This is a genomic window from Streptomyces sp. YKOK-I1 (assembly GCF_054660435.1).
The window spans coordinates 3551127-3577960 of sequence record NZ_BAAGDR010000001.1 but is presented as its reverse complement, the minus strand read 5'-3'; the positions used below and the strand labels follow the sequence as shown (position 1 = coordinate 3577960).

At 71.2% G+C, this 26834-nt stretch carries 19 protein-coding genes; 10 read left to right on the top strand and 9 right to left on the bottom strand.

Annotated features, from left to right (window positions below; all coding sequences use genetic code 11):
• Positions 1-24 precede the first annotated feature (24 nt).
• Positions 25-1461, bottom strand: coding sequence for an MFS transporter (locus tag ACYQ8Q_RS15520; protein WP_460065420.1), 1437 nt, complete (start codon positions 1459-1461; stop codon positions 25-27).
• A gap of 101 nt (positions 1462-1562) precedes the next feature.
• Here ACYQ8Q_RS15520 and ACYQ8Q_RS15515 point away from each other — a divergent pair, with 101 nt between their 5' ends.
• Positions 1563-2438 (top strand): helix-turn-helix transcriptional regulator, encoded by an 876-nt coding sequence (locus ACYQ8Q_RS15515; RefSeq protein WP_460065419.1) that lies wholly within the window; start codon positions 1563-1565, stop codon positions 2436-2438.
• Here ACYQ8Q_RS15515 and ACYQ8Q_RS15510 read toward each other — a convergent pair.
• From ACYQ8Q_RS15510 to ACYQ8Q_RS15500, 3 genes are all read right to left on the bottom strand, one after another.
• A complete protein-coding gene (locus ACYQ8Q_RS15510) occupies positions 2416-2916 on the bottom strand; it encodes a hypothetical protein (protein WP_460065417.1) in 501 nt (166 codons plus the stop codon). The genes ACYQ8Q_RS15515 and ACYQ8Q_RS15510 overlap by 23 nt on opposite strands.
• Complete coding sequence (locus tag ACYQ8Q_RS15505) at positions 2913-3500, bottom strand: RNA polymerase sigma factor (RefSeq protein ID WP_460065416.1); 588 nt, start codon at positions 3498-3500, stop codon at positions 2913-2915. The genes ACYQ8Q_RS15510 and ACYQ8Q_RS15505 overlap by 4 nt, the downstream gene beginning before the upstream one ends.
• Positions 3501-3571: 71 nt before the next feature.
• Complete coding sequence (locus ACYQ8Q_RS15500) at positions 3572-5026, bottom strand: MFS transporter (protein ID WP_460065414.1); 1455 nt, start codon at positions 5024-5026, stop codon at positions 3572-3574.
• 66 nt (positions 5027-5092) lie between these two features.
• Between ACYQ8Q_RS15500 and dusB the strand changes: the two genes are divergently transcribed.
• On the top strand, positions 5093-6244 hold the full coding sequence (gene dusB, locus ACYQ8Q_RS15495; RefSeq protein WP_460065412.1) for a tRNA dihydrouridine synthase DusB: 1152 nt from the start codon (positions 5093-5095) through the stop codon (positions 6242-6244).
• 29 nt (positions 6245-6273) lie between these two features.
• On the opposite strand, the gene ACYQ8Q_RS15490 is transcribed toward dusB, so the two are convergent.
• From ACYQ8Q_RS15490 to ACYQ8Q_RS15480, 3 genes are all read right to left on the bottom strand, one after another.
• Positions 6274-7953: an LTA synthase family protein gene (locus ACYQ8Q_RS15490; protein ID WP_460073330.1), complete on the bottom strand. Its 1680-nt coding sequence runs from the start codon at positions 7951-7953 to the stop codon at positions 6274-6276.
• A gap of 854 nt (positions 7954-8807) precedes the next feature.
• On the bottom strand, positions 8808-10748 hold the full coding sequence (locus tag ACYQ8Q_RS15485) for an amylo-alpha-1,6-glucosidase (protein ID WP_460065409.1): 1941 nt from the start codon (positions 10746-10748) through the stop codon (positions 8808-8810).
• The gene (locus ACYQ8Q_RS15480; protein ID WP_460065408.1) at positions 10745-12787 is read right to left on the bottom strand and encodes an MGH1-like glycoside hydrolase domain-containing protein; all 2043 of its coding nucleotides are present in this window, start codon (positions 12785-12787) and stop codon (positions 10745-10747) included. The genes ACYQ8Q_RS15485 and ACYQ8Q_RS15480 overlap by 4 nt, the downstream gene beginning before the upstream one ends.
• A 124-nt stretch (positions 12788-12911) precedes the next feature.
• Between ACYQ8Q_RS15480 and ACYQ8Q_RS15475 the strand changes: the two genes are divergently transcribed.
• The 8 genes from ACYQ8Q_RS15475 (at position 12912) to ACYQ8Q_RS15440 (ending at position 24109) form a co-directional block, all read left to right on the top strand.
• Positions 12912-14132, top strand: a complete 1221-nt coding sequence (locus ACYQ8Q_RS15475; RefSeq protein WP_460065407.1) for an ROK family protein — start codon at positions 12912-12914, stop codon at positions 14130-14132.
• A 409-nt stretch (positions 14133-14541) separates the two neighbouring features.
• The gene (ppdK, locus tag ACYQ8Q_RS15470; RefSeq protein ID WP_460065406.1) at positions 14542-17262 is read left to right on the top strand and encodes a pyruvate, phosphate dikinase; all 2721 of its coding nucleotides are present in this window, start codon (positions 14542-14544) and stop codon (positions 17260-17262) included.
• 354 nt (positions 17263-17616) lie between these two features.
• Positions 17617-17769 carry a hypothetical protein gene (locus ACYQ8Q_RS15465; RefSeq protein ID WP_460065404.1) on the top strand — a complete coding sequence of 51 codons (153 nt, stop codon included), beginning with the start codon at positions 17617-17619 and terminating at the stop codon, positions 17767-17769.
• 511 nt (positions 17770-18280) lie between these two features.
• On the top strand, positions 18281-20098 hold the full coding sequence (locus ACYQ8Q_RS15460) for an ABC transporter ATP-binding protein (RefSeq protein WP_460073328.1): 1818 nt from the start codon (positions 18281-18283) through the stop codon (positions 20096-20098).
• A gap of 150 nt (positions 20099-20248) precedes the next feature.
• Positions 20249-20677 carry a hypothetical protein gene (locus ACYQ8Q_RS15455; RefSeq protein ID WP_460065403.1) on the top strand — a complete coding sequence of 143 codons (429 nt, stop codon included), beginning with the start codon at positions 20249-20251 and terminating at the stop codon, positions 20675-20677.
• Between the two features lie 64 nt (positions 20678-20741).
• Positions 20742-21428 carry an ABC transporter ATP-binding protein gene (locus tag ACYQ8Q_RS15450; RefSeq protein WP_460073326.1) on the top strand — a complete coding sequence of 229 codons (687 nt, stop codon included), beginning with the start codon at positions 20742-20744 and terminating at the stop codon, positions 21426-21428.
• Positions 21425-23731, top strand: coding sequence for an FtsX-like permease family protein (locus tag ACYQ8Q_RS15445; protein ID WP_460065401.1), 2307 nt, complete (start codon positions 21425-21427; stop codon positions 23729-23731). Before ACYQ8Q_RS15450 ends, ACYQ8Q_RS15445 begins: the two co-directional genes overlap by 4 nt.
• Before the next feature lie 96 nt (positions 23732-23827).
• Entirely contained in the window at positions 23828-24109 is a 282-nt protein-coding gene (locus tag ACYQ8Q_RS15440) for an O-methyltransferase (protein WP_460065399.1), read from the top strand.
• A gap of 211 nt (positions 24110-24320) precedes the next feature.
• On the opposite strand, the gene ACYQ8Q_RS15435 is transcribed toward ACYQ8Q_RS15440, so the two are convergent.
• Together ACYQ8Q_RS15435 and ACYQ8Q_RS15430 are read right to left on the bottom strand one after the other, a co-directional pair.
• Complete coding sequence (locus ACYQ8Q_RS15435; RefSeq protein ID WP_460065397.1) at positions 24321-26147, bottom strand: SulP family inorganic anion transporter; 1827 nt, start codon at positions 26145-26147, stop codon at positions 24321-24323.
• Entirely contained in the window at positions 26144-26749 is a 606-nt protein-coding gene (locus tag ACYQ8Q_RS15430; RefSeq protein ID WP_460065395.1) for a carbonic anhydrase, read from the bottom strand. The genes ACYQ8Q_RS15435 and ACYQ8Q_RS15430 overlap by 4 nt, the downstream gene beginning before the upstream one ends.
• Positions 26750-26834 lie beyond the last annotated feature (85 nt).

The window sequence follows — 26834 nt, the reverse complement described above, 5'->3', positions numbered from 1 at the left end:
ACGAGCAACGTCGACGGGGTGGGTTCACCCGATCCTGCGGGGCAGACGCAGGCTCAGCAGCCCCGTCACCACCACCCCCGCCACCTGCACAACCAGCGTCGTCACCAGCGCGTCCCGCATGCCCGACCCCGGGACCAAGGAGAGGAAGAGGGTGCCGAGGGTGGCCACGCCCAGGGCCAGCGAGGCCTGCTGGGTGGTCACCATCATCCCGCTGCCCACGCCCGCCCGGTCCGGCGGCACCTCGGACATCACCAGCCGCATGACGACGGGGAGTTGGAAGGCCTGCCCGGCGCCGGCCACCGCCGTGCCCGGCAGCAGCTCCAGGAAGCCGACGCCGGGCCAGTCGGCGTGGACCGTCAGCAGGATTAGCAGCACACCGGCGCCCTGGAGCACCGCCCCCGCCGTCACCACCCGCGAACCGAACCGGGCCACCAGCCGGGGACCGGCGAGCGAGGCCAGGAAGAACGCCACGGCCATCGGCGCGAGCGCCAGACCGGCCCGGACCGGACCGAGCCCCGCCCCGCTCTGCAACGCCACCGCCACCACGAACATGAACCCGCTGAAGCCCACCGCGAGCGGCGCCATGATGGTCAGCCCGCGCCGCAGCGTGGTGAGCGCGAGCAGGCTCGGCGGGACGAGCGGTGTCCGGCCGAGCCGGTCGGCGCGTCGCTCGACGCCGTAGAACGCCGCCGCCACCAGGGGGAACGCGGCCAGCGACAGCCAGGTCCACAGCGGCCAGCCGGCCGCCCGGCCCTCGGTCAGCGGGGCGAGCAGCGTCAGCAGGGCGGCGGCGAGCAGAACGGTGCCGGGGCCGTCCACCGGCTCCGGGCGCGGGGAGCGGGTCTCGGGGACGGTCCGCACGGCCAGGACCAGGCCCACGACCACCACGGGCACGTTCACCAGGAACACCGAACGCCAGCCGGTGCCGGCCAGGTCCGCCGCGACCAGCACCCCGCCCAGGATCTGGCCCGCCACCATGGACAGGCCGGCCGTGGCGCCGTAGAGGCTCATCGCCCGGGCCCGGCGCGGACCCTCCGTGGACGACTGGATGGTGGCGAGGACCTGCGGGACCATCGCGGCGGCCGCGGCGCCCTGCGCGACCCGCGCCACGACCAGCGACCAGGCGTCGGGGGCGAGCCCGCAGGCCAGCGAGGTCAGCCCGAAGGCCGCCATACCGCCCAGGAACAGCCGGCGCCGGCCGAAGAGGTCGCCGAGCCGGCCGCCGAGGACCAGCAGTACGGCGTACGCGACCCCGTACCCGGCGACGACGAGCTCCAGGACGGACTCGCTCGCGGCCAGGTCCCGGCCGATGGACGGCAGGGCCACGTTGACGATGAAGAAGTCGATGAGGGGCAGTGCCGCACCGAGCAGCACGGTGAACAGGCCGAGGGGGCCGAGGGGGCGGGCCGGTGCCGCGGTGCGGGCGCCCGGCGGGACGGTGGTGGTCGTTGACTGGGTCACGTCCCCGAGCCTGCGCCGCGCTCCAGACGGGTACCAGAGTGTTCTTATCCTGGTAGCAGCACTACCTGGAAACAGGGTCCGGGCCGCGGCAGGCTGGAGGCATGACGACGATGGCACAAGCGCGGGCCCTGCGCGGCTCGGAGATACGGCGGCACGAACTCGCCGGCTTCCTGCGCAGCCGCCGCGAGCGGATCACCCCGGAGCAGGTCGGCCTCCCGCGCGGTGCCCGCCGCCGTACGCCGGGGCTGCGCCGCGAGGAGGTCGCCCATCTCTCGGCGGTCGGCGTCACGTGGTACACCTGGCTCGAACAGTCGCGGGACATCCATGTCTCCGTGCAGGTCCTGGACGCCCTCGCCCGCGCCCTCATGCTGGACGCCGGCGAACGCGCGCATCTCTTCCAGCTGGCCGGCGCCACCGACCCGACGCCCGCCGCGAACTGCGAGGGCGTCACCGAGGCCGTGCGCATGACCCTGGACCAGCTCGACCCGCTGCCCGCCTGCGTCCAGAACAGCCGTTACGACATCCTCGCCTACAACCGCACGTACGCCCGGCTGTTCCGCGACCTCGACGCGATCCCGCCCGAGGACCGCAACTGCATCCTCCTCGTCCACACCCAACCCGACTGGCGGGCCGCGATCGTCCACCTCGAGGAGACCATGCGGCTGATGGCGGCCAAGCTGCGCGCCTCCATGGCCGGGCATCTCTCCGAGCCGGCCTGGAAGATGCTGGTCAAGCGGCTCCAGGCGGAGTCACCGGAGTTCCGCGAGAACTGGGAGCGCTACGAGGTCGTCGTCAACCGCACCAAGATCAAGCAGTTCCGCAACCCGTACGTCGGACTCCTCACCCTCCACCACACCGACCTGTGGCTCAGCCCGGAGCACGGGGCCCGGCTGGTGTCGTACACACCGGTGGACGAGGAGAGCCGGGCGCGGCTGGAACGGCTGTATCTGGTGGCTATGGAGAAGGGCACAGGCTGACCCGGTCGCCCGGGTGCAGCACGACCGGCCTCCGCCAGCTGCTGACCGTCGTGCGACGGCCGTTCTCGTCCACGGCGACGAGCGTCGTCTCCACAGCCTCCTTCCGCACCTCGACCGGCTTCCCGCGACGGACGTCGCACAGCTCGACGGCGACCCTGCTGCCCCACTCCAGCACCTTGATGTCGTCCTCGCTCAGCGCCTTCGCAAGCTCGTGCCGGTTCACCACGCGCTGCTTGAGCGTGAGGGTGACGCTGCCGTCACCGTGCCGCTCCACCGCGTACGCCCGCGACCCGCCCGTCGACCCCGGCACCGCGACCACCACCGCCGCGGCGACGGCACAGGCCGCCAGGGCGAGCGAGACCCGGCGCCGGGTGAGGAGCCGCCGAGGAACGGGAACCGTCACCGTCTCCTCCCGCAGCTCGATCTCCCGCTTCAGCTCCGCCAGCAGCCGGTCCTCAAAGTTCTCCCGCGCGCTCATGCCTCTCCTCCGACCACGTGCAGCACCGACATGTCCGCCCCCACCGACTCCTCCGCTTCCGCCTCCGCGCGCAGCGCCTTGCGGGCCCGGTGCAGGCGGACCCGGGCCGTGACCTGGCGGATGCCGAGCGCGGTGGCTGCCTCGGTGACCGTCAGCTGGTCCACCGCGACCAGCTCGATCACCGCCCGTTCCCCTTCCGGCAGCCGGGCCAGCGCGGCCAGCAGCCGCCGGCCAGGGCTCTCCGCGTCGAGCTTGTCCTCCAGCCGGACGATGTCGTCGGCCTCCAGCAGCCGCCGCCCCGAGAACCGCCGGTTCCGCTCCGCCTCCCGCGCGACCCGGCGCCGCTCCGAGGAGACGACGTTGCGCGCGATGCCGTACAGCCAGGCCGTCTCGCTGCCGAGGCCCGGCCGGTAGGTGTGGGCCGAGTCGAGCACGGCGAGGAAGATCTCGGCGGTGAGATCGGCCGCCGTGTGCGGGTCGTCGACCCGCCGCGCCACGAACCGCGTCACCGCGTCCACATGCCGCCGGTAGAACTCCTCGAACCCCGCTAAGAGCCCGGTCCCCGTCCGTTCCCCGTCCGCCACGGACGCCTCCCTCTCCTCGGCTTCACCCGTACTTGGTACGGGGCCCGGGAAGCGTTACGGCGCCTCGGCGGTCAGGCGTTCACCCCGGCCGCCGTCCCCCTGACGTCCTGCGCCCCCTCCTCCAGCCGGCGGGCCGTCCGCTCCGCCGTGCGGCGGGCCCACGGGCCGGTGGTCAGGGCGCCGAGGGCGAGGACGAGGAGGCCGCAGGCGGTGAGGATCCACCAGCCGGGGACGGCGGCCGCGACGAACGTCTCGCGGTACGACGTCACGCTCACCCCCGCCGCCAGCACCGCTCCGACCACCGCGACGCCGAGGGTCTGGCCCAGCTGCCGGCTGGTGGAGGCGACCGCCGCCGCGACCCCGGCCTGGCTGCGGGGCATCCCGGAGACCGCCGTGTTGGTGATCGGCGCGTTCACGAAGCCGAAGCCGATCCCGAAGAGGGTGTAGCCGAGGAACAGCGTGACGTTCGAGGTCTCCGCGTCGAGGACCGCGAACAGCAGCGCGCTCGCCGTCATCGACAGACCCGCGACGATCAGCGGCAGCCGGGGACCGCGGCTGCCCACCAGCCGGCCGGACAGCGGTGCGCACAGGAACATCGGGACGGCCATCGGCAGCATCCACAGACCCGCGTCCAGAGCGTCCAGCCCCCGGACGTTCTGGAGGTAGAGCGTGGACAGGAACAGGAACCCGCCCAGCGCCGCGAACGCGCTGATCGCCACCACCGTCGCCCCGCTGAACGGCGCCGAGCGGAAGAAACGCAGGTCGATGAGGGGTTCGGCGCGGCGCGGCTCGTAGATCAGGAGTCCGGTGAGCGCGGCGAGGGCCAGGGCGGCGAAGGGGCCGCTCGTGGCCGGGCCCGCGCCGGGCGCCTCGATGATCGCGTACGTCAGGGAGCCGAAGAGCGCGATCACCAGGAGCTGGCCGACCGGGTCGGGGCGGCGGGCCCTGGGGGCGCGGGACTCGGGGACGAACCGGAGGGTGAGGAGCAGCGCCGCGAGGCCGACCGGGAGGTTGACCCAGAAGATCGCGCGCCAGCCCACCGAATCCACCAGCGCCCCGCCGAGCAGCGGGCCGGCCGCCATCGAGATGCCCACGACCGCGCCCCACACCCCGATCGCCCGGGCCCGCTCCCGGGGGTCGGTGAAGGTGTTGGTGATGATCGACATGGCGACCGGGTTCAGCATCGAGCCGCCGACCGCCTGCACCATCCGGGCCGCGATCAGCAGGTCCAGGCTCGGCGCGAGGGAGCACAGCAGCGAGCCGAGCGAGAACACCACCAGGCCCGCCATGAAGACCTTGCGGCGGCCGATCCGGTCGGCGGTGGAGCCCGCGAGCATCAGCAGCGCGGCCAGGACGACGGTGTAGGCGTCGATGGTCCACTGGAGTCCGGCGGTGGAGGCGTGCAGATCGCGCTCCATCGCGGGCAGGGCGACGTTCAGGGCGGTGGTGTCGAGGCTCACGATCAGCAGGCTCATGCAGCAGATCGCGAGGACGAGCCGACGGCGACGGGGGCTGAGCTCGGGCATGGCGTTAATAGTACGCCTAACTAATGAATATGGCTCGCAGGGCGTGCCGTACGTGAGAATGGGGAAATGTCCACGACCGCGCCCACGCAGCACACGACCCTGAGGATCGGCCCGCACGCCGTCCAGCCGCCCGTAGTCCTGGCCCCCATGGCCGGCATCACCAACGCGCCCTTCCGCACCCTGTGCCGGGAGTTCAGCGGCGGCAAGGGCCTGTTCGTGAGCGAGATGATCACCACCCGGGCGCTGGTCGAGCGCAACGAGAAGACCATGCAGCTGATCCACTTCGACGCGACGGAGAAGCCGCGTTCGATCCAGCTGTACGGCGTCGACCCGGCGACCGTCGGCAAGGCCGTCCGTATGATCGCGGAGGAGGACCTCGCCGACCACATCGACCTGAACTTCGGCTGCCCGGTCCCGAAGGTGACGAGAAAGGGCGGCGGGTCGGCCCTCCCGTACAAGCGCCACCTGCTCCGCGCGATCCTGCGCGAGGCGGTGTCCGGCGCCGGGGACCTCCCGGTGACGATGAAGATGCGCAAGGGCATCGACGACGACCACATCACCTACCTCGACGCCGGCCGGATCGCCGTGGAGGAGGGCGTCACCGCCATCGCGCTGCACGGCCGCACCGCCGCCCAGCACTACGGCGGCACCGCCGACTGGGAGGCCATCGCCCGGCTGAAGGAGCACGTCCCGGAGATCCCCGTCCTCGGCAACGGCGACATCTGGTCCGCCGAGGACGCGCTGCGGATGGTCCGTGAGACCGGCTGCGACGGAGTGGTCGTCGGACGCGGGTGCCTGGGGCGGCCGTGGCTGTTCGCGGACCTGGTGGCCGCCTTCGAAGGACGTACGGCCTTTGCCCGCCCGTCCCTGCGGGAGGTCGCCGACGTCATGGTCCGGCACGCGACCCTGCTCGGCGAGTGGATCGGCGACGAGTCGCGCGGTGTCATCGACTTCCGCAAGCACGTCGCCTGGTACCTCAAGGGCTTCGCGGTCGGCAGCGAGATGCGGGGGCGCCTCGCCATCACCTCCTCGCTGGAGGAACTCCGGTCCGGGCTGGACGAGTTGGACCTCGACCAGCCCTGGCCCGCCGGCGCAGACGGGCCCCGCGGCCGGACGTCCGGCAACAACCGCGTGGTGTTGCCGGACGGCTGGCTGAAGGACCCGTACGACTGCGCGGGCGTCGGCGAGGACGCGGAGCTGGACACCTCCGGCGGCTGAACTCCCCGCCGGTCGGCTCTCCTTGGGGGTCAGCCCTTCTTGGGGTGCATGGTGGAGCCGTACGCCGTCAGGAAGCGGTCGCGGAACGAACTCATCTTCCACACCGGGGCGTTGTGGGCGGGTCGCAGACCGTCGGTCCAGTTCCAGCTCGCGATCTTGTCGAGGACCTTCGGGTCCTTGGCCACGATCGAGATCGGCACGTCCCGGCTGGCGTTCTCGCCGCTGACCCGGGAGATCGGCTGGTGGTCGCCGAGGAAGACCAGGACGGTGTCGTCGGTGCCGTAGCGCTCCAGCCACTCGGTGAGCGCGGTCACCGAGTACTGGATCGACTTGCCGTACTCCTCCTTGGACTTGGTGGCGTCGGCGATGACGTCGGACGCCTTGTTGCCGGCGGCCTCGATGGGGTCGAAGACCGAGCCGTCGCCCAGCTCGTCCCAGCCGACCATCTTCGGGATCGGCGCCCAGGGCTGGTGGCTGGAGGTCAGGATGATCTCCGACATCAGCGGCTTGTCGCGCTCCTTGGAGTGCTCCAGCTGCTGGAACGCCTCCAGCGCGTACTGGTCCGGCATCGTCGACCAGCTGAACTTCGGTCCCTGGTAGCCCATCTGGAAGGCGTTGTAGACCTTGTCCAGGCCGTAGAACTTCGCCTCCGGCCAGCCCTTCTGGATACCCGGCATGATCCCGACGGTGTCCCAGGCGCCCGTCTTCTTGAACACCTTGGTCAGGGACAGGTGGTCGCTGGCCATCACCGTGCGGTAGCGCTGCTGGTTGTCGACCCACAGCCCGGACAGGGTGGTGGAGTGGCCGAGCCAGCTGCTGCCGCCGTACGTCGCCGAGGTCAGCCAGCCGCTCTTCGCGTGGAAGCCGGCCTTCGCGAGGGCCTCGGTGCGGGCCTGGAGGGTGGCGTCCACGCCGGGGGACATGATCGGGTCCTCGATGGCGCTGCGGCCGTAGCTCTCGATGAACGTGAAGATCATGTCCTTGCCGCGCAGATCGGGCACGAGCTGGTCGGCGGGGGTGTTGCCGAAGGTGTCGCTGCGGGTCTCCTTGCCGAACGCGGCCTCGTCCCGGATCGTGTTCCGCACCTGCCGGGCCTCGGACTCGAGCCGGTTCGCCACCCGGTCGGAGGCGACCGGGATACCGGCGTACTGGAAGCCCAGCACCGAGCAGGTGATCCAGGCGGTGCCCGCGATCAGTGTGCCGCGGGTGGCCCTGCGGGTGTCGCGGACCAGGATGTTGCTCAGCCGGACCGTCGCCAGCGCCGTCACCGTGATCACGAGGACGACGAGCAGGACGACGCCGATCGCCGCCGCGAGGGCGGCGCTCTTCCCCAGGGTGTCCGCGAGATACGACTGCGCGTCGTCCAGCAGGCCCCAGTCGAGGACCAGGTTGAAGTCCCGGCCCAGGTACTCCATGAAACCGATGTCGAGCAGGTTCAGCACGGTCAGCGCACCGAGCACCGCACCGCCGAGCGCCGCCAGCGCGATCCTCGGCCTGCGCGGCAGCGCGAGCATCACCGCGGCTCCGATGATCGCCTCACCCGGCAGCCGGACGAACCGGTTCATCTGCAACGCGGCCATCCGGTTCGGCAGCAGCAACGCCCCGACCACCCACACGAGCGACAACACCGTCACCGCCCACCACACCCCCCGGGCAACCCCGGGATGCCGCCCCCGCCAGCCCCGCAGATAGGCGAGGCGAGCTTTCAGGGGAGGATGCGCGTCGGCTTCACCTTGGCCTTGCGCGGGCTGCTCGGGGGTGACTTCGGTGCCGGCCGGCTCGGAGGCGATCTTGGTATCGGCCTCGGTGCTCTCGGTGCTCTCGGTGCTCTCGGTGTGCTCGGCGTCGAGGGCCGGGGCGTCGCCGTCGGCTTCGGCCGCAGGGGTCGGGGCGTCCGCGTCCGCGGGGTCCGCCGAGGTCTCCTTCTCGGAACCCTCGGCAGGCTCCGGCTCCGGCTCCGGCTCCGGCTCCGGCTCCGCCGACTGGTCGGCACCCGCAGACTCCGCCGGTTCCCCACCGGCCGCCGCCGCCCCGTCGGCCGCGCTCTCCGTACGGACCTCGGTCCCGCCGGAGGCCACGGACTCCCCAGCCCCCGTGGCCGCCTCCTCGCCACCGACCGGCTCAGGGCCTTCCCCCTCAGCGGCCCCCACCGACTCTCCGGCACCCGTCGGCTCCTCAGCCCCCGTCGCCGCCTCGGCCTCACCCGGCTTCCCGGCCCCCGCGGGTTCCCCGGCCTCGGCCGGGCCCTCGGCGCCCGTCGGCTCCCCGCCCTCCGCACGTTCCTGAGTGGCCGTCGGTTCCGGCGCGGCCGCTCGTTCCTCGGGGGCGGGGGAGGGCACGTCGGTGGCCTCGGGGTCTGGTGAAGCCGTCGGCTGGGTGGAGTGAGTGGAGACAGGCACCCGAGGGTCCTTCCGTACGAAGCCCGGTGTTCGGCGGACCCGGCGCGGGAAGCCGGATCCGCCTCAGTTTCGTACGGCCTGCCCCCGGCCCGTGTTCAGCCCCCTCGGCCAGCGGTCGGCAAACACCGTGCAAACGTCACGCCAAGCACCCCACCCGGGCGTCGCTACGCCCCGCCGACCGCCGTGAGCAGCGCCAACGGGGCTGCCGCCGCACGGGACTCCCGTACACACGCGTGCGGGTAGGGAACCGGTTCGGCGTGCGTGTCACGGCCGTAGCCGGCGAGCACCTCGGGGAGCCGGTGCCCGGTCGCCGTCGCCGCGTCGACCAGCGCGCGGGCGACCGTACGGGCCTCGTCGTGCAGGCCGTACCGCGCGAGCCCCAGCGTGATCAGCGCGTTGTCGTGCGGCCAGACCGAACCGCGGTGGTAGGAGAGCGGGTGATACGCCGGCTGCCCGGCCGCGAGCGTGCGGACGCCCCAGCCCGAGAAGAAGTCGGGTTCCAGCAGCCGCCGTCCGACGACCTCGCCGTACTCCTTGTCCAGCAGCCCCGACCACAGCAGATGCCCGGCGTCCGAGGCCAGCGCGTCGACCTGGCGGCCCGACCCGTCCAGCGCCAGCGCAGGGAACGAGTGCTCCGGCATCCAGAAGTCCCGCTGGAAGCGGTCCCGCAGATCGGCGGCCGCCTGTTCGAGGAGGGCGGCGTACGTGGTGTCCTCCCACACCGTGCGCGCCACCCACGCCGTGCGGCGCAGCGCGTCGTACGCGTACCCCTGCGCCCCCGCCGCCATGACCGCCCCGGTGGCGCGGGTGCCGTCGGCGGAGCAGATGGAGCCGGGGGAGTCCTTCCAGTTCTGGTTGGCGAGGCCGCCCTGGTCGGCGCGGTAGATCAGATAGCCGCGGGTGGTCAGTCCGCCGTGGTCGAGCATCCAGGCGATCGCCGCGCGGGCGTGCGGCTCCAGCCGGCGGGCCAGCGCGGTGTCGCCGGTCTGTTCGACGTACGCGCCGAGGACGACGAGGAAGAGCGGGGTCGCGTCGACCGAGCCGTAGTAGCGGCCGTACGGGACCTGCCCGAAGTGGGCCAGCTCGCCGTGGCGCACCTCGTGGACGATCTTGCCGGGCTGGGACACCGACGGCGCGTGGGACTCGGTCGCCTGCGCGGCGGCGAGCGCCGGGAGCGTGGCGGCGGCCAGCTGCGGACGGTAGGGGAGCGCGAAGAGGGAGGTGAGGAGGGCGTCGCGGCCCAGGAGGGCGAGGAACCAGGGCGCTCCGGCGGCCGGCACGCGCAGCTCCTCGCCGTCCGGACCCCTCGCCTGGACCTGGAGCGCGGCGAGATCGGCGAGTCCTCGAACACAGGCGGTCGCCAGTTCGGGCCATTCCGTGGGAAAAGCGACACCTTCCATGAACTCGCCCTCAAGCGCAAGAAGCTTTTCGGCCATTGCGGAGGGGGAGCGCGGAACGCGCAGCGTACGTTTCTCGCCATGCGGCCGGGCCATCACCCGCAGGATCAGCTCGGCGCTGCCGTGCGCCTCCAACTCCAGCGTCCACACCAGCCGGCGGGCGCCGGTGCCGGTCTCCTCGACGGCGTCCGGGGCGGGTTCGGCGGTCACCGTCGTACAGGACCGCCACTCCCCGCGCCGGTAGCCGAACTCCACCCCGTCGTCGAGGATCTCGCGGCGGCGGACGACGCCCGTCTTGGCGTACGTCCGGTGGTCGGAGCGCAGCTCGAACTGGTCCGTGAAGTCCGCGTCCACGGTCAGCGCGAGCCGGACCGTGGTCGGCACCGGCCGGTTGCCGACGACCCGCACCGACTCCACGAACGAGCAGTCCCCGACGGCCTGTTCACGGAAGAGCGTGCAGGCGGGCGGCTCGTCGCGCCCGCCGCGCGGGACGAGCACACAGCGGGTGGTGTCCCCGCCCGCGACCGGCGCGAGTTCCTCCGGCACCGCGCCGTCCACCGTCAGCTGCCAGCGGCTGAGGTGCCGGGCGTCCCGGACGAACAGCCCCTGCGGGGAGGAGCCGGCGCCCCGTACCCCGCTGATGTCCCCGCGCTCGCCGACGGCGGCGAACGTCCCGCCGTACACGAGCAGATGATGCCGGTCCGTCATCCCCGGTCCCCTCCCTTGTCGGTCGCGGTGTGCTGGTGGAGCAGGTCGAGCGTGAGCGCGGCGGTCCAGCTGAAGCCGGTCGCGCCGCAGGCCTCGCCGGTGTACGGATCGACGTACTCGGCGAAGTCCGAGGTGAGCGCGGTGTCCAGGACGGCCCGGCGCAGGGCGTCCGCGTCCGCGAGGTGGCCGTGCAGCCGCAGTCCGCGCTCCAGGAGCCAGGCCGTGTTGAACCAGGCCGGGCCGCGCCAGTAGCGGTGCGGGTCGAAGGCCTCGCCGAGCAGGTCGTAGCTGGGGACGAGACGGGTCGTCGTACCGACCCCGAAGTGCGGGCCCCTGAGCGTGCGGACGACAGCCGCCGCCACCTCACGCGGCAGATCCGGCAGGATCAGCGGCACCAGCCCGGAAACCCCACGCTCACGGATCAGACCACCTGCGCCCCCGGACCCGGAGCCCCCACGCTCGCGTGCCAGGGCGCTGCCTTCGGGTCGGGGCCCGGAGTCTCCGCGCTCGCGGGCCGGGGTGCTGTCTTCGGGTCGGGGCCCGGAGTCTTCGCGCTCGCGGGCCGGGGTGCCGTCTTCGGGCCGGGGCCCGGAGTCTCCGCGCTCGCGGGCCAGGGCGTCTTCGGGCCGGGGCCCAGAGTCTCCGCGCTCCCAGGCCAGGGCGTCTTCGGGCCGGGACCCGGAGCCTTCGGGTCGGGGCCCGGAGTCTCCGCGCTCGCGGACCATGTCGCCCCCGCGCACGGGCGCGCCGCCTCCCTGCCCCGGCCCGGTGCCCTCGCGCCCAGGCTCGGTGCTCCCGCGCCCCGGCCCGGAGCCCCAACCCCCCGGCCCGGAGCTCCCGTGCTCGCCCCCAGGCCCGGTGCTCCCGCGCCCCGGCCCGGAACCCCAACCCCTCGGCCCCGAGCCCCCGTGCTCGCCCCCCGGCCCCGAGCCCCCGTGCTCGCCCCCCGGCCCCGAGCCCCCGTGCTCGCCCCCCGGCCCCGAGCCCCCGTGCTCGCCCCCCGGCCCCGAGCCCCCGTGCTCGCCCCCCGGCCCCGAGCCCCCGTGCTTGCCCCCCGGGCCGTCGGTGTCGTGGACGTCCCGGCAGAAGAACATGCCCTCCGCCGGATCCCACAGCCGTTCCACGAGCGCCGCCGTGAGTCGCTCGGCGCGTGCGTGCCGGGCGGTGGCCGTCGCCCCCAGCTCGCGCGCGATCCGGGCGAGGGCGTGCTCGGAGGCGATGAGCAGCGCGTTGAAGGAAGGATCCTCCACCGCGAAGCCGCCCCTCCCGTCGGCGTACCCGGCGTCCCGGTAGTCCGCCGCCAGCCGGACGTACCGCCCGTAGTCGAGGTCCGTCGGCCGGTCCTCGGCCGCCCCGTGGTCGAGGTCGGCGCGCCGGAAGGAGCGGGCCGGCGCCGGGGCGACCCGGGCGAGCGGGGCGTCCCAGCTCGGCGCGTTGTCCATCCCCTGCTCCCAGGGGTGGACGACGGAGACGAGCCCGCCGCCGCCGAGGTCGCGCCGGTGCAGCAGATAGCGGTGCCAGGCGGCCAGCCGTGGGTAGACCCGGGCCAGGAAACCCCGCGCCCGGGACAGCCCCGGGTCGGCGCGGTGCACCAGCCAGGCCGCGAGCGCGTGCACCGGTGGCTGCACGATGCCCGAGGTCTGTACGGTGCGCGGGGCGCCCGCAGCGCGCCCCGCGGTCGAGGAGCGCCAGAAGTCGGGGCTCGGGAAGTAGGCGTCGAGCGGCACGGAGGGGTTGAAGACGATGTGCGGGATGCGCCCGTCGCCCCACTGGGCGGCCAGCAGGGTCTCCAGCTCGGTCTGCGCCCGCAGCGGCGAGACATGCCTGAGGCCGATCGAGACGAACGCCGAGTCCCAGGACCACTGGTGCGGGTACAGCCGCCGCGAGGGCACCGTCGAGGTGCCCGTCCAGTTGCCCTCCAGCACCTCCACCGCGCCGTCGTACACCCCTCTGAGGTGCGGCGGACCCGGCGGGGCCGCCGGATCGTATACGGCGGTGTCCTCCGCCGGGCGGGCGATGAGCTGGGCGGTGCGATCCACTCGGGGCTCCCCGAAAGACGTCAAGGCGGTCCCCTGGTTCGGCAGGGGCTACCGTAGGGTTACGTCTATTTAACACGCAAAACTCAATATGTAATGCAAGCTTGAGAAGCACAAGGGGGTGCGCATGACTGGGCGTCCGGGACGGACCGGCAAGGCGGGCGGTCAGGCGAGCGCCGGAGACCTGCTCGCACTCGTCCGCAGTGGACGAGCGACGACACGCGGTGCCCTGCAACAGGCGACGGGCCTCTCCCGGGCGACGGTCGGACAGCGTCTGGACCGGCTGTTCCGGGCGGGCTGGCTGCGCGAGGGCGCCGGCGGGCCGGTCGGCTCACCGCAGGGCGGCCGCCCCTCGATCACGCTGGAGTTCGACGACGACCACGCGGTGGTGCTCGCCGCCGACCTGGACACCCGGCACGCCCGCGCGGCCGTGCTGTCCCTGACCGGCGAGCTCCTCGCGGAGCACTCCGGCACGCTGGCCGTCGAGGACGGCCCGGACCTCGTCCTCGGTGAACTGGGGGGCTGGTTCGCCGAACTGCTGGAGAAGGCGGGCCACCGGGCGCCCGAGGTCTGCGGCATAGGCCTCGCCGTGCCCGGCCCGGTGGACAGCGACACGGGCCGGGTGGTGCAGCCGCCGATGATGCCCGGCTGGGACGGCTACGACATACGAGGCCGCCTCGCCCGGGCGTTCACCGAGCGCACCGGCGCCCCCGGGGTGCCCGTCCTCGTCGACAACGACGCGAACCTGATGGCGTACGGCGAACAGCGCACCGGTCACCCCGACTGCTCGGCGTTCGTCCTGGTCAAGGTCTCGACGGGCATCGGCGCCGGGGTCGTGGTGAACGGCTCGGTCTTCCGCGGGATCGACGGGGGCGCCGGGGACATCGGGCACATCCGGGTGGGCGCCGAGGCGCTCTGCCGGTGCGGCTCCTACGGCTGTCTCGCCGCCGTGGCCAGCGGTGGCGCCGTGGCCCGCAGGCTGGCGGAGACCGGGGTGCCGGCGGCCTCCGGCTCGGACGTACGGGACCTGCTGGCGGCCGGGCATCCGGGGGCGGCGGCGCTGGCCCGGGAGGCGGGGCGCCAGGTGGGGGACGTCCTGGCGACGGTCGTGACCCTGCTGAACCCCGGGGTGCTGATGATCGCCGGGGACCTGGCGGGAACCCCCTTCCTCACCGGGGTGCGCGAGCTGCTCTACCAGCGGGCGCTGCCGCGCTCCACCGCCCATCTGGACGTGGTGACCTCGCGGCTGGGGGAGCGGGCGGGGCTGGTGGGAGCGGGCGCCCTGGTCGTGGAGCATCTGTACGCGCCCGACCGGGTGGAGGAGCGGTTGCTGGCCCTCGGGGTGTGAGGGACGCTCGTGAGTGCACCGCGGTGCGTCCGGATGGTGAAACCCGGGCCGCCGTGGCAGCGTGATTCTCGCCACCCTTGAGGAGGATCATGCTCAGATGAGCGGATCATGGATCGAATGCACTTCTCCAAGGGGTGGCACTGGGTGCCACCCCTTGATCGTTCATCGATCGAAATCAGACGTGCGGGACTGCTGCTCATCTGAGCGGAAAACCGCACCTGTGGGCACTGTTGTCTTCAAGAAGTGAAAACATGCGCCAGTCTTCGCTTGCCAAGCCTTGACTTTCGATCCACTGGCGGCCGACCGGTTACGGGCGCATGACGCACAAGTGGACGTACCCAGGCGCCTTCGATCTGGGTATGTTCCTCGCCGTCAGGGCAGCCACCGCGTCCTCGAGGAGTCGAGACCCGTGTCGGAAAACAAAGAACCCCACGTGGTGAAGTTCGTTTACGACTTCACCGAGGGCAACAAGGACCTCAAGGACCTCCTGGGTGGCAAGGGCGCCAACCTCGCCGAGATGACCAACCTGGGCCTCCCCGTCCCGCCCGGCTTCACCATCACCACCGAGGCCTGCAAGGTCTACCTGGAGAGCGGCGAGGAGCCGGCGGCACTGCGTGACGAGGTGAGTGCGCACCTCGTCGCCCTCGAGGAGCGGATGGGCAAGAAGCTCGGCCAGGCCGACGACCCGCTGCTCGTCTCGGTCCGCTCCGGCGCCAAGTTCTCCATGCCCGGCATGATGGACACGGTTCTGAACATCGGCCTCTCCGACAAGTCGGTCCAGGGCCTCGCCCAGCAGGCCGGCGACGACCGCTTCGCCTGGGACTCCTACCGCCGCCTCATCCAGATGTTCGGCAAGACGGTCCTCGGCGTCGACGGCGATCTCTTCGAGGAGGCCCTCGACGCGGCGAAGTCCGCCAAGAAGGTCACCGTCGACACCGAGCTGGAAGCGGCGGACCTGAAGAAGCTCGTCACCAGGTTCAAGAAGATCGTCAAGACCGAGGCCGGCCGGGACTTCCCGCAGGACCCGCGCGAGCAGATGGACCTCGCCGTCAAGGCGGTCTTCGACTCCTGGAACGGCGACCGCGCCAAGCTCTACCGCCGCCAGGAGCGCATCCCCGGCGACCTCGGCACCGCGGTCAACGTCTGCTCCATGGTCTTCGGCAACCTCGGCCCGGACTCCGGCACCGGTGTCGCCTTCACCCGCGACCCCGCCTCCGGCCACCAGGGCGTCTACGGCGACTACCTCCAGAACGCCCAGGGCGAGGACGTCGTCGCGGGCATCCGCAACACCGTCCCGCTCGCGGAGCTGGAGCGGATCGACAAGAAGTCGTACGACCAGCTGATGCAGATCATGGAGACGCTGGAGAACCACTACAAGGACCTCTGCGACATCGAGTTCACCATCGAGCGCGGTCAGCTGTGGATGCTCCAGACCCGGGTCGGCAAGCGCACCGCCGGAGCCGCCTTCCGCATCGCCACCCAGCTCGTCGACCAGGGCCTGATCGACGAGACCGAGGCGCTCCAGCGTGTCAACGGCGCCCAGCTCGCCCAGCTGATGTTCCCCCGCTTCGACGAGGACGCGAAGGTGGAGAAGGTCGGCCGGGGCATCGCGGCGTCCCCGGGCGCGGCCGTCGGCAAGGCGGTCTTCGACTCGTACACCGCGGTGAAGTGGTCCCGCTCGGGCGAGAAGGTCATCCTGGTCCGCCGGGAGACCAACCCCGACGACCTCGACGGCATGATCGCCGCCGAGGGCATCCTGACCTCGCGCGGCGGCAAGACCTCCCACGCGGCCGTCGTCGCCCGCGGCATGGGCAAGACCTGTGTCTGCGGCGCCGAGGAGCTCGAGGTCGACACCAAGCGCCGCCGGATGACCGTCCCCGGCGGACACGTGGTGGAGGAGGGCGACGTCATCTCCATCGACGGCTCCTCCGGCAAGGTCTACCTGGGCGAGGTCCCGGTCGTCCCGTCCCCCGTCGTGGAGTACTTCGAGGGCCGGATGCACGCCGGCGCCGACGACGCCGACGAACTGGTCGAGGCCGTCCACCGGATCATGGCCTTCGCCGACCGCAAGCGCCGGCTGCGCGTGCGCGCCAACGCCGACAACGCCGAGGACGCGCTGCGCGCCCGCCGCTTCGGCGCCCAGGGCATCGGCCTGTGCCGCACCGAGCACATGTTCCTCGGCGACCGCCGTGAGCTCGTCGAGCGCCTGATCCTCGCGGACACCGAGGCCGAGCGCGAGGAGTCCCTCAAGCAGCTCCTGCCGCTCCAGAAGAAGGACTTCGTCGAGCTCTTCGAGGCGATGGACGGCCTGCCCGTCACCATCCGCCTCCTCGACCCGCCGCTGCACGAGTTCCTGCCCGACATCACCGAGCTGTCGGTGCGCGTGGCGCTCGCCGAGTCCCGCCAGGAGCCGCACGAGAACGAGCTGCGCCTGCTCCAGGCCGTCCACCGCCTCCACGAGCAGAACCCGATGCTGGGGCTCAGGGGTGTGCGGTTGGGCCTGGTCATCCCGGGTCTGTTCACCATGCAGGTCCGCGCCATCGCCGAGGCGGCCGCCGAGCGCAAGAACGCCAAGGGCGACCCGCGCGCCGAGATCATGATCCCGCTCGTCGGCACCGTCCAGGAGCTGGAGATCGTCCGCGAGGAGGCCGACCAGGTCGTCGCCGAGGTGGAGGCGGCCACGGGTGTGTCGCTGAAGCTGTCGATCGGCACGATGATCGAGCTGCCGCGCGCCGCGCTGACCGCCGCCCAGATCGCCGAGGCCGCCGAGTTCTTCTCCTTCGGCACCAACGACCTCACCCAGACGGTGTGGGGCTTCAGCCGGGACGACGTGGAGGCGAGCTTCTTCACGGCCTACCTGGAGAAGGGCATCTTCGGAGTCAGCCCCTTCGAGACGATCGACAAGGACGGCGTCGGCTCCCTGGTCAGGGCGGCGGCGACGGCGGGCCGCGCGACCCGCCCCGACCTCAAGCTCGGCGTCTGCGGCGAGCACGGCGGCGACCCCGAGTCGGTGCACTTCTTCCACGAGGTGGGCCTCGACTACGTCTCCTGCTCCCCCTTCCGCATCCCGGTGGCCCGCCTGGAGGCGGGGCGCGCGGCCACCCAGTCGGAGGGCAGCGACCACCGCTGAGCCCCCTGAGGGGCCTGTGAACCCCGGAGCCGCCGTCGGTCCCCGACCCTCAGTACCGATCGGCGGCGGCTCCGGCACGCAAGAGGAGGGCGGCACCCTGTGCGGGGGTGCCGCCCTCTCGGCTGTCGACACCGCTGGTCAGCCCGCATCTCCCATTCAACGCCAAGGAAATCCCAAGGTTTTCACAGCTTGATTTCCGGCTCTCCATTCATATTTTCCTCTTCCCCTTCTGATGGGTCGTGTTAAGTTCTTTCTCATCGGGCGGCGGGATCGCCCAGGGTGACGACCCTGATCCCCATCCGTTCGTGCGGAATTCCCCTTCCCGCAGATACTGGAAACTCAGAAGGAGTCGGTATGAGCTTCAGGGTGATCGCACCGCTTACCCCCCGCCGCAACGTGAACGCGAACCCCAACGCGAACCCCGGCCAGGTCCCCCCGCCCCCGCAGCCCCAGCAGCGCCGCCGCCCGCGTCCCGGCGATCCGGCGCCCCAGCAGCGCGGCGCCTGACGTCAAAGCGCCTGGTGGGAGGGAGGGTCGCCGGTTCTCCGACGGCCCTCCCGGGTTGTGCGCAGCCTGTGGATCCACCCGGAAACACCTGGCAATCAGGCAAAGCCGTGAACGTGCAGCATCCTCGCTTCGTAAATAATCCATGCGTGGGAGAAATATGCGCGCGCCCAAGAAGTCTTCAGGGGTCGAATTTCCCCGGCATGTCCCGGCAGGTCTCGAACTATCGGAATACGGTCTGCCGATAACGCGCGATACGGCGGATCCGTATCCGCCGCCCGCTGCACCCGTCCCGAAAGCCGCCGAATACGACATCGGCGAGTACGGCATTGGCGAGTACGGCGTCCGCGAGCACAGCGCTGGCGAGCACGGCGCCGGCGAGCACGACATCGGCGAGTACGACATCGGCGAGTACGACGACGGATACGACGGTGCAGTCGCCGCCGCAGACGAGGCGGCCCCCGGCGCTCCCCCCGCCCTCTCCCCCCGCGCCGCCTTCCGTCGCTTCTGGCCCATGACCAAGGGGTTGCGCCGCTGGCTGGTGGGGGTCTGGCTGTGCACCGTGCTGGGCGCGCTCGCGGAGACCGCCGCGATCCTGCTGTTCAGCAGCCTCACCGACAACGCCCTGCAGAAGGGCTCACTCGACGCCTTCTGGAGCCCCGCGGCCCAGTGGCTCGTCATCGCCATGGTCGGCGCGGTCATCGGCTACGCGGGCGGCTCCCTCGCGGTCTGGGTCTCGGAACGCTTCGTGATGCGGCTGCGCGAGCACGTCTTCGACCATGTACAGAAGCTCCCCCCGCACTTCTTCCAGCGCCACCGCCAGGGCGATCTCCTCTCCCGCCTGACCGGAGACGTCGAGGCCATCGAGCAGATGGCGGTGTCGGGCCTGATCGGCACGGCCTCCGCCCTCTTCAGCGCCGTCTTCTACGCGGCGGCCGCGTTCTGGCTGCGCTGGGACCTGGCGGCGGCGACCTTCGTGCTGGCCCCGCTGTTCTGGCTGGCGGCCAAGAAGTTCTCCGCGGGGGTCGGGGCGGTCGCCCGCGAGGGCCGCGTGGCCGACGGCGCGGTCACCTCAGTAGTAGAGGAGTCCCTCGGCAACCTCGTCCTCACCCAGGCGTACGGCCGCCAGGACGCCGAGCGGCGCCGGCTGAGCCAGGAGGCGACGGCGTGGTTCCGGGCGGCGGTCCGCTCGGCCCGGCTCAACCAGGCGTACGGCCAGCTGGTGCAGGTCATCGAGACGGTCTGCGTCCTCGCCGTGATCGGCATCGGGGTCTGGGAGATCTCGGAGGGCCAGATGACGCTGGGCCAGCTCCTGGCCTTCGCCGCCCTCCTCAGCTACCTCTACCCGCCCATCCGTAGCCTCGCCCAGCTGGGCCTGCTGATCACCGCGGCGACCGCGGGCGCGGAACGCCTGGTGGAAATCCTGGACACGCGCCCGGCGGTGGCCGACCCCAAGGGACCCTCGGACCGCCCCTCCGGCCGCCCGGACGGCGTGATCGAGGTGAAGGACGTCTCCTTCCGCTACCCCGGCACGGACCGCGACGCCCTCCTGAGCCTGTCCTTCACGGCGAACCCCGGCGAACTGGTCGTCATCACGGGCCCGAGCGGCGCGGGCAAGTCCACGGTCTCCAAACTCCTCCTCCGCTTCTACGACCCCGCCTCCGGCACGATCGCCCTGGACGGCGTCCCCCTGCACGACTTCCCCCTGGACCGCCTGCGCGAATACATCACCCTCCTCCCGCAGGAGACGCTGGTCCTGCACGACACGGTCCGCGCGAACATCGCCTGCGGCCGGCCGGGCGCCAGCGAACAGGCGATCGTCGACGCGGCGAAGGCGGCCGACGCGCACGACTTCATCACGGCGCTGCCCGACGGCTACGACACGGCAATCGACCCGGGCACGGCCCGGCTCTCCGGCGGCCAGCTCCAACGCCTCGCCATCGCCCGCGCTGTCCTGCGCGACGCGCCCGTCCTCGTCCTCGACGAACCCACGACCGGCCTCGACGCGATCGCCACCCGCCGCATCATCGAACCCCTGCGCCGCCTGATGACCGGCCGCACGACCATCATGATCACCCACGACCTCACCCTCACCCCGGACGCCGACCGCATCCTGGTCATCGACCAGGGCCACATCACGGAAACGGGCCGCCACCACGACCTCTTGTCCCTGGGCGGCGTGTACACCCGCCTGTACGGCTCCCAGAACCCGGGGGGTGCGGCGGCGACCGACGCCGGTGCCGTCAACGCCCCGGAGGCGTACGCGTACGCGGGGCAGGGCGAGGGTGGGGCGTATGGCTGGGGCGAGTACTGGGTGGGGCCGGTGGCTTGACCTGCCGTCCGTGGCGGTTTTCGGGTGTCTGGATTTCGATCACCTGATGTGGTGGTGATGGGCTAGGCAGATCGTTTCTCTCTGTTTTCACTGCGTTACAGTCCGTGATCACCGGTGGCTTTCGGGGCCCTGGTGATCACGGAGGTAGGCATGAAGAGGGTAGTGCTCGGCTTGGCGACGGCGGGTCTGGTGCTCGGTGCGGCGGTGGCGGCGTTCGCCTCGCCAGCGACTGGGCGGATCCCGACACTTCGGTCGGTGGGAGTCGCGTTCGTTTCAGGGGACTACAAGTTCAATCGAGCAGGCACCAACCACGGCTCCTTCGAGTGGCGGGGGCGCCTCAGGGACACCATCTCCCACGACGGACACAACGTCTACGTCGAGGTCAAGGTCCACGGGCACGACTGGGTGCGCTACTACGGCAAGCAGGGGCGCGCCGTTGCACTGCACCACTCGAACTGGGACGGCGCACAGCGCTACACGGCCAAGGTGCAGTTCCGTGTGTGCCGAGACCGTGGCGCATTGCACCCGGACAACTGCGCACCAGGCCAGCTCTACGTCCATGAATGGAGCCGTGGCTGAGCTTGTCCGACTTCTCGAGCCCAGGAGGGTGCTCCTGGGCTCGGGCGCTTGATAGGGGAACAAGATCAATACGCTAGAAGTCCTGACTGCCAAGGACGTCGACCTCTTCTACGGTCAGACGCCAGCGGTCCGCGACGCGGAGATCTCCTTGAGGCAGGGAGAAGTCGCGGCGATCACCGGTCACAGCGGATCCGGTAAATCCTCGCTGTTGTATTGCCTGGCTGGAGTGCTCCCGGTGGCCCGGGGGGAGGTCTGCTTCGAGGGGCGTCCGCTGGGATCCCTTGATGACGAGGAACTTAGTGCCATCCGCCGTGAGCGGTTCGGGTTCGTCTTCCAATACGGAGAACTACTGCCCGAGTTGACGGTGGAGGAGAATGCCGCACTTCCCCTCCGCTTGGCTGGACAGCGTAAGGCCAAGGCTCTTGCGGCGGCTGGCGAAGTCTTGGGGCGACTTGGTCTCGCAGATCTGCGGGATCGGCGCCCGTCGCAGGTGTCCGGAGGGCAGAGTCAGCGCGTCGCGGTTGCTCGGGCATTGGTGCACAGGCCAGCCGTCGTGTTCGCCGATGAGCCAACCGGTTCGCTTGACAGCAGCAATGCCACCGCTGTCCTGGAGGAATTTCTCAGCCTGGCTCGGTCGCAAGGAACAGCCGTGGTGCTCGTGACACATGACGCACGTGTCGCAGATCGGGCCGACACTCGTTACACGATGTGTGATGGTGTGCTCGCGGCCCATGTGCGGGAAGCAACATGAAGGAACTCCTCTTGGGACTGCGACTGTTGCTCGGCAGCGGTCGGGGGAACCTGATCCGTTTCCTGCTCATGACTGTCGGCAGCGCGATTGGGGTGTGCTGCCTGGCCGTTGTGCTTGCGATCCCGGGAATTCTCTCCGCTCAGGACGCGCGCAAGGCGGCCCGTGAGCCGGATTGTTCGAATGGGATGGGCGACTGCCACTCAACAGCAGGACAAGGAAAGGCCCTGTCCCTCACCAGAGTGGACCCCTACGGTTCAGAGCCGCTCATCCGTATCTTCGTGGCGCTGGAAGGCAAGCCCATCGCGCCACCGCCCGGTCTGCGTGCACTTCCCGGCCCGGGTGAAGTGATCGTGTCTCCTCGTCTCCACGAAACGCTCAAGAGTGAACCCGGGCTGGCCCGACTTCTGCCGGGGAAGGAACGCGGGCTCATCTCCGCCGAGGGGCTGGCTCATCCCGATGAGCTGTACGCCTACATCGGCACCACCCCTGAGACGCTCAAGACGGGCGGGCACCTGACGCACTTCGGCGAAAAGCGCACGCGTTTTCCCACCGTGGAACCCTCGACGCTCGACATCCTGCGCTTCACCATGGCGGGTGTCGTACTGCTTCCGCTGGCCGTCTTTCTCTCCGTATGCGCTCGGCTGTCCGCCGCCTCGCGCATGAGGCGACTGGCTGCGTTGCGCCTGCTCGGGCTCAGCCGTAAGGGCACGCAGCGGGTCAACGCGGCCGAAACCGTCGCTGCCGCCTTGCTGGGGGCGGTTCTGGGCCTCGGCGCCTTCTGGGTCGTCAATCAGATGGTTTCGAGGATCGGCCTGCCGGGCTTCAGGTGGTACCCGGCGGACGGATCGCTCTCCGGATCGACACTCCTCGCCTGTCTCGTGGGCTGCCCGGCCCTCGCCTGGTTCGTGGGCCTGATCGGAGCGAGGAAGGCCGCGGCGAACCCGCTGGAGGTGCGGCGCAGTGCCGTGGAGAAAGCGCCTCGTCTGTGGGGGCTCCTTCCGCTTGTTCCAGGACTGGGCATCGTCATCGGGTACTGCGTGGCCGGCGCTACGGGGAACGCGCCCTCGGACACCGGGCTCTCCTCGTTCCTGATGCCGCTCGCCGTCGTGCTGGTCGGCACCGGGCTGGTGCTGTCGCTGCCGGTTTTCTCCCGTGCCCTTGCTCGAAGCGTGGCCCGATCCACGCGTTCGCTCTCCCTCGGCCTTGCGATGCGTCGCAACGAAGTGGATCCGGGCGGCGCCCTGCGCGTGGCGACGGGCTTGGTGCTGCTGGTCTTCGCCGCGTCGCTCACACAGGGCGTGCTCATCGAACTGGATCAGGTGTCCAAGAACACCGCGCCGGTCCAGCGCTACAGCATGGCCCTCGACGACATCCCCATGGGGCAGGAGTCGGCCCTCGCCGAGGTCTCGGGCATCCACAGCCATGTCATCGTGGCGCCGTCCTGGACCGACCTCCAGCGCATGGATGACACCTCGCCGAGCATCGACGTGCTGATCGCCACCTGCGATCAGCTGCGCCAGACGGCGACGGTGTTGGAGAACTGCGTTGATGGGCGCCCCGCGCGGTTGATGGTGCCGGGGTCCACCTACGACGAGTCCAGCAAGCCGGGCAGCCGGTTCCCCTTCCATCTGAGGAACGCCAAGGGGCAGCGGCGCGTCACGACGGTGGAGGTGCCACAGCGGACGGTCCGATATCAGGACGACATGGCAGTGGAGATGGCGTCCAGCGGCGTGGTGCTGATTCCTCCCTCCTCACTTCCTGCCGGCTTCCGGCCGGAGGGCGATGCGACGTTCTCTCTCCTCAGTGACGCCGGTCCACGCACGGTGCTCTCCGTACTCGGAGGCATCGCAGAGGTCGACCCGACGATCGAGGTCGAAACGGTAGGGGTGGTCGTCACCTCCCTGGAGCAGATCACCGTCGTCAAGACCCTCCTCGCCGTAGGCATGGTCCTCGGCCTCGTCATCGGTGTCGCCGCCTACCTGGTCGCCGCCACCGACCGAGCGGTGGAACGGCGGTCGCAGGTCACCGCGCTGGCGCTGCTCGGGGCCCGGCCCCGGACGCTGCGGGCCATTCAGGTCGCGCAGGTCGTGCTGCCCTTGGGTGTCGGACTTCTCCTGGCCGTGGTGACCGGGAAGATGGCCGAGTCCAGCTACCTGGTGACCGGTGGCGGGGCCGTCTTCTGGGACGGGGCCGGGCTGCCGTTGCTGCTGGCCTCCGCGCTCGGTGTCGTCATGGTCGCGGCCCTCGGCGCGTTGCCGCTCGTCGGACGGCGTATCGACCCCGAGCTGATCCGGCGGGACTGACGGCCGGAGGGTGGGGGAACAAGGGGGCGGCACTCCTGGGGGTGCCGTCCCTTTCTGCGTCGGGGGCCAAGGGCTTGTAGGGGGTGCCGGTTTAGGGTGCTGTGCGGAGTTGGCCGAGCGGGAAACAGGGGGAGCGGGACGCTGGCCGGGTACAGCACGGTCTGGATGGCACGGGCCGTGGGGGAGCGGGGGTGGGTGACGTCGTTCGAGATCGATGGGTGGCATGCCGGTATCGCCCGGGGGAATCTGGAGCAGGCCGGGGTCGAGGTCGTTGTCGGGCCTGCTGCGGAGTCGGCCTGGCGGCTTGTTGAGGAGGGCCACGAGCCGTACGACTTCGGGTTCATCGATGCCGACAAGCCCAGCAACCCCGAGTCCTGAAGGCATCCCTCGCGCTCACCCGGGTCGGGAGTGTGATCGTCATCGACAACGTCGTGCGCAATGGTGCCGTCGTCGATGGCTCGGGACGAGCGGCTGGAGGCGACCGCGCTGCAGACCGTGGGAGTGAAGGGGCGGGTCGGCTGAGGGCTGCGGCACCCGCGGTGGGGTCCGGCGCCGTCATGTCGGGGCGCCGGACCGGACCAAGGGCAGCTCACCTTCCTGTGTAACCCGAGGCGTACTCCTCTCCGTAGTGCTGGGCGAAGTCGTTCGGCATGGGGGTCGTGTCCAGGTAGAACCACTCGGCGGTGGGGCCGGGGGTGGGGGGTGTGCGGCGGGGGAGGGGGGCCGGGCGGGCGTGGCGGCCCGGGTCGGGGGGTGGTGTGGAGCGGGTGGGTGTGGGCCAGTCGGGTTCCGGGTGGGGTGGGTGGGGGTGGTCAGCCGTGGGGGGCGCGGCGGCCGGGCCCGGCAGCAGGAGTTCCACGCGGAGGCCCTTGCCCCGTTGCTGGGTGGTGAACTGTTCCACCTGGCTGCGGCAGGCGTGGTCGAGGTGGGTGACGCCGGTGAGGTCGAGGCGGATGCGGGGTTTGCCGGACTCGGCGGCGCACTCCAGAGCCTCGATGACCTGGGGGAGGCGCAGGAAGGTCGCGTTGCCGGCCATGACCACCTTCGCCGTGTCCTCCTCAAGGTGCTGGCGGATGACCGTCTGCGACATGCGGATCGCCGCCAGGACGATGCCCGCCGCCAGGCCGATCAGGACTCCTTCGAGCAGGGCGGTCGCCACGATCACCAGGGTGGTCACCGTCATGACCGCGAACTCGCCCCGGTCCTGCCGCCACATCTTCGGGAACTCCTCGGGCGCGAAGAGCTTCCAGCCGCTGTGGATGAGCACGCCGGCCAGGACCGAGATCGGGATCAGGGCCAGGACCTGGGGGAGCAGGAAGGCGAAGGCCAGCAGCCACAGGCCGTGGAGGGTGCGGGAGAGGCGGGTCTTCGCGCCTGCCTGGACGTTCGCCGAACTGCGGGCCACCACCGCCGTGATGGGCAGGGCGCCGAGCAGGCCCGCCACCGTGTTGCCTGCGCCCTGGGCGATCAGCTCGGGGTTGTAGCGGGTGCGCGGACCGTCGTGCATACGGTCCACCGCGGCCGCCGTGAACAGCGACTCGGCGGAGGCGATCACCGTGAAGGTGAGGATCGCCGTGATGATCCCGGCGTCCGCGAGCCCCGCGAACTGCTCGGGGCCCGGTACGTCCACCGAGGCCAGCAGGTTGCCTACCTGGAGCGTCTTGATCTCGACGCCGGGGACCGCGGCGACCGCGATGCCGATGCCGACCGCCACCAGGGCCGCCGGGACCCGCTTCACCGGGCCCGGCGCCTTCTTCCACAGGAAGCTCAGGACGACCGTGACCACACCCAGGCCCGCCGCGATCAGCGCCTGCGGGTCGGCGAACGTGTCCGCCAGCAGCCCGGGGATGCCGGCCATGTTCTCGATCGGTGTGCCGGGCGCCTTCGCGTCCATCGCCGGGTACGCCTGGCTGAACATCAGCGGCAGACCGATGCCGGCCAGCATGCCCTGGACGACCGCGAGGGAGATCGCCTGGAAGAAGCGGCCCAGCTTCACCAGGCCCAGGACGATCTGGAGGAGGCCGGAGAACAGGACGATCACGCCCAGCATCGCCACACCGTGCTCCAGCACCGTCTCCGCGACCAGCGCCGCGAGACCGGCGGCCGGGCCGCTCACCTGGAGCGTGCTGCCGCGCGCCGCGCCCACCACCAGACCGCCGATGACACCCGAGATGATGCCCAGTTCGGCGGGGACCCCGGAGGCCACGGCCACCCCGATGCAGAGGGGGAGCGCGACCAGGAAGACGACCAGGGACGCGGTGATCTCCGTGGCCAGGTCGGGTTTCGGGCCCTTTGACGGTGACGGTGATGGTGACGGTGCCCGCTGCGCGGTGTCCGCCTTGCGGTCCCTCGGGGCGAAGGGCCGGGTGTCCCGGGCCCTCGAACCCCGCGTCCTCGTCGCGTGCGCGCCGCTCATGCCGCGTGCACCCGGAACAGACCGTCTTCGTCCAGCTCGTGCACCCGGCCGGTGTCCACCTCGTAGTACCAGCCGTGCAGCCGCAGCCGGCCGCTGTCCAGCCGACGGCGCGCGGCCGGGTAACTCCGCAGTACGGCAAGCTGGTTGACGACGTTCAGCTTCGCCACGTCCGGCAGCCGCGGATCCTCCGTGACACCGTCCAGGACGGGGGCCAGCCGGGGGCGCGCCAGTTGCAGCCACGCGTCCACACCCGGCAGCGCGGACAGGTCGTCGCCCGACTTGATCGCGCCCATCGCACCGCAGTGGGAGTGGCCGCACACCACGATGTCCTGAACGCCGAGCACCTCCAGCGCGTACTCGATGGTGGCGGCCTCGCCCGAGGCGCCCTTCCTGCCGTGCGGCGGAACGATGTTTCCCGCGTTTCGCAGCTCGAATATCTCACCGGGCCGCGCGCCCGTTATCAGGGCTGGAATAACCCGTGAGTCGGAGCAGGTGATGAACAATGCCTCAGGGTATTGTCCTTCGGCCAGTCGCCGGTATTCACCGCTTTCGAAGTCGACCCGCCGTTGGAACGAGCGGGCGCGGTCCAGCAGTGCCTTCATGATTCCTCCCGGTGCTTCCGTCCCAGGTCCCACACCGTAGAGGGGGCTGTGCCAGGCGAAGGTTAGAGGAACACTAAACCGCCGA

Bases quoted from the DNA above. Each gene is read 5' to 3' on its own strand.
- ACYQ8Q_RS15515 (WP_460065419.1), top strand. From the start codon at position 1,563: ATGACGACGATGGCACAAGCGCGGGCCCTGCGCGGCTCGGAGATACGG.
- ACYQ8Q_RS15510 (WP_460065417.1), bottom strand. From the start codon at position 2,916: ATGAGCGCGCGGGAGAACTTTGAGGACCGGCTGCTGGCGGAGCTGAAG.
- ACYQ8Q_RS15500 (WP_460065414.1), bottom strand. From the start codon at position 5,026: ATGCCCGAGCTCAGCCCCCGTCGCCGTCGGCTCGTCCTCGCGATCTGC.
- dusB (WP_460065412.1), top strand. From the start codon at position 5,093: ATGTCCACGACCGCGCCCACGCAGCACACGACCCTGAGGATCGGCCCG.
- ACYQ8Q_RS15485 (WP_460065409.1), bottom strand. From the start codon at position 10,748: ATGACGGACCGGCATCATCTGCTCGTGTACGGCGGGACGTTCGCCGCC.
- ACYQ8Q_RS15475 (WP_460065407.1), top strand. From the start codon at position 12,912: ATGACTGGGCGTCCGGGACGGACCGGCAAGGCGGGCGGTCAGGCGAGC.
- ACYQ8Q_RS15465 (WP_460065404.1), top strand. From the start codon at position 17,617: ATGAGCTTCAGGGTGATCGCACCGCTTACCCCCCGCCGCAACGTGAAC.
- ACYQ8Q_RS15460 (WP_460073328.1), top strand. From the start codon at position 18,281: ATGACCAAGGGGTTGCGCCGCTGGCTGGTGGGGGTCTGGCTGTGCACC.
- ACYQ8Q_RS15455 (WP_460065403.1), top strand. From the start codon at position 20,249: ATGAAGAGGGTAGTGCTCGGCTTGGCGACGGCGGGTCTGGTGCTCGGT.
- ACYQ8Q_RS15445 (WP_460065401.1), top strand. From the start codon at position 21,425: ATGAAGGAACTCCTCTTGGGACTGCGACTGTTGCTCGGCAGCGGTCGG.
- ACYQ8Q_RS15435 (WP_460065397.1), bottom strand. From the start codon at position 26,147: ATGAGCGGCGCGCACGCGACGAGGACGCGGGGTTCGAGGGCCCGGGAC.
- ACYQ8Q_RS15430 (WP_460065395.1), bottom strand. From the start codon at position 26,749: ATGAAGGCACTGCTGGACCGCGCCCGCTCGTTCCAACGGCGGGTCGAC.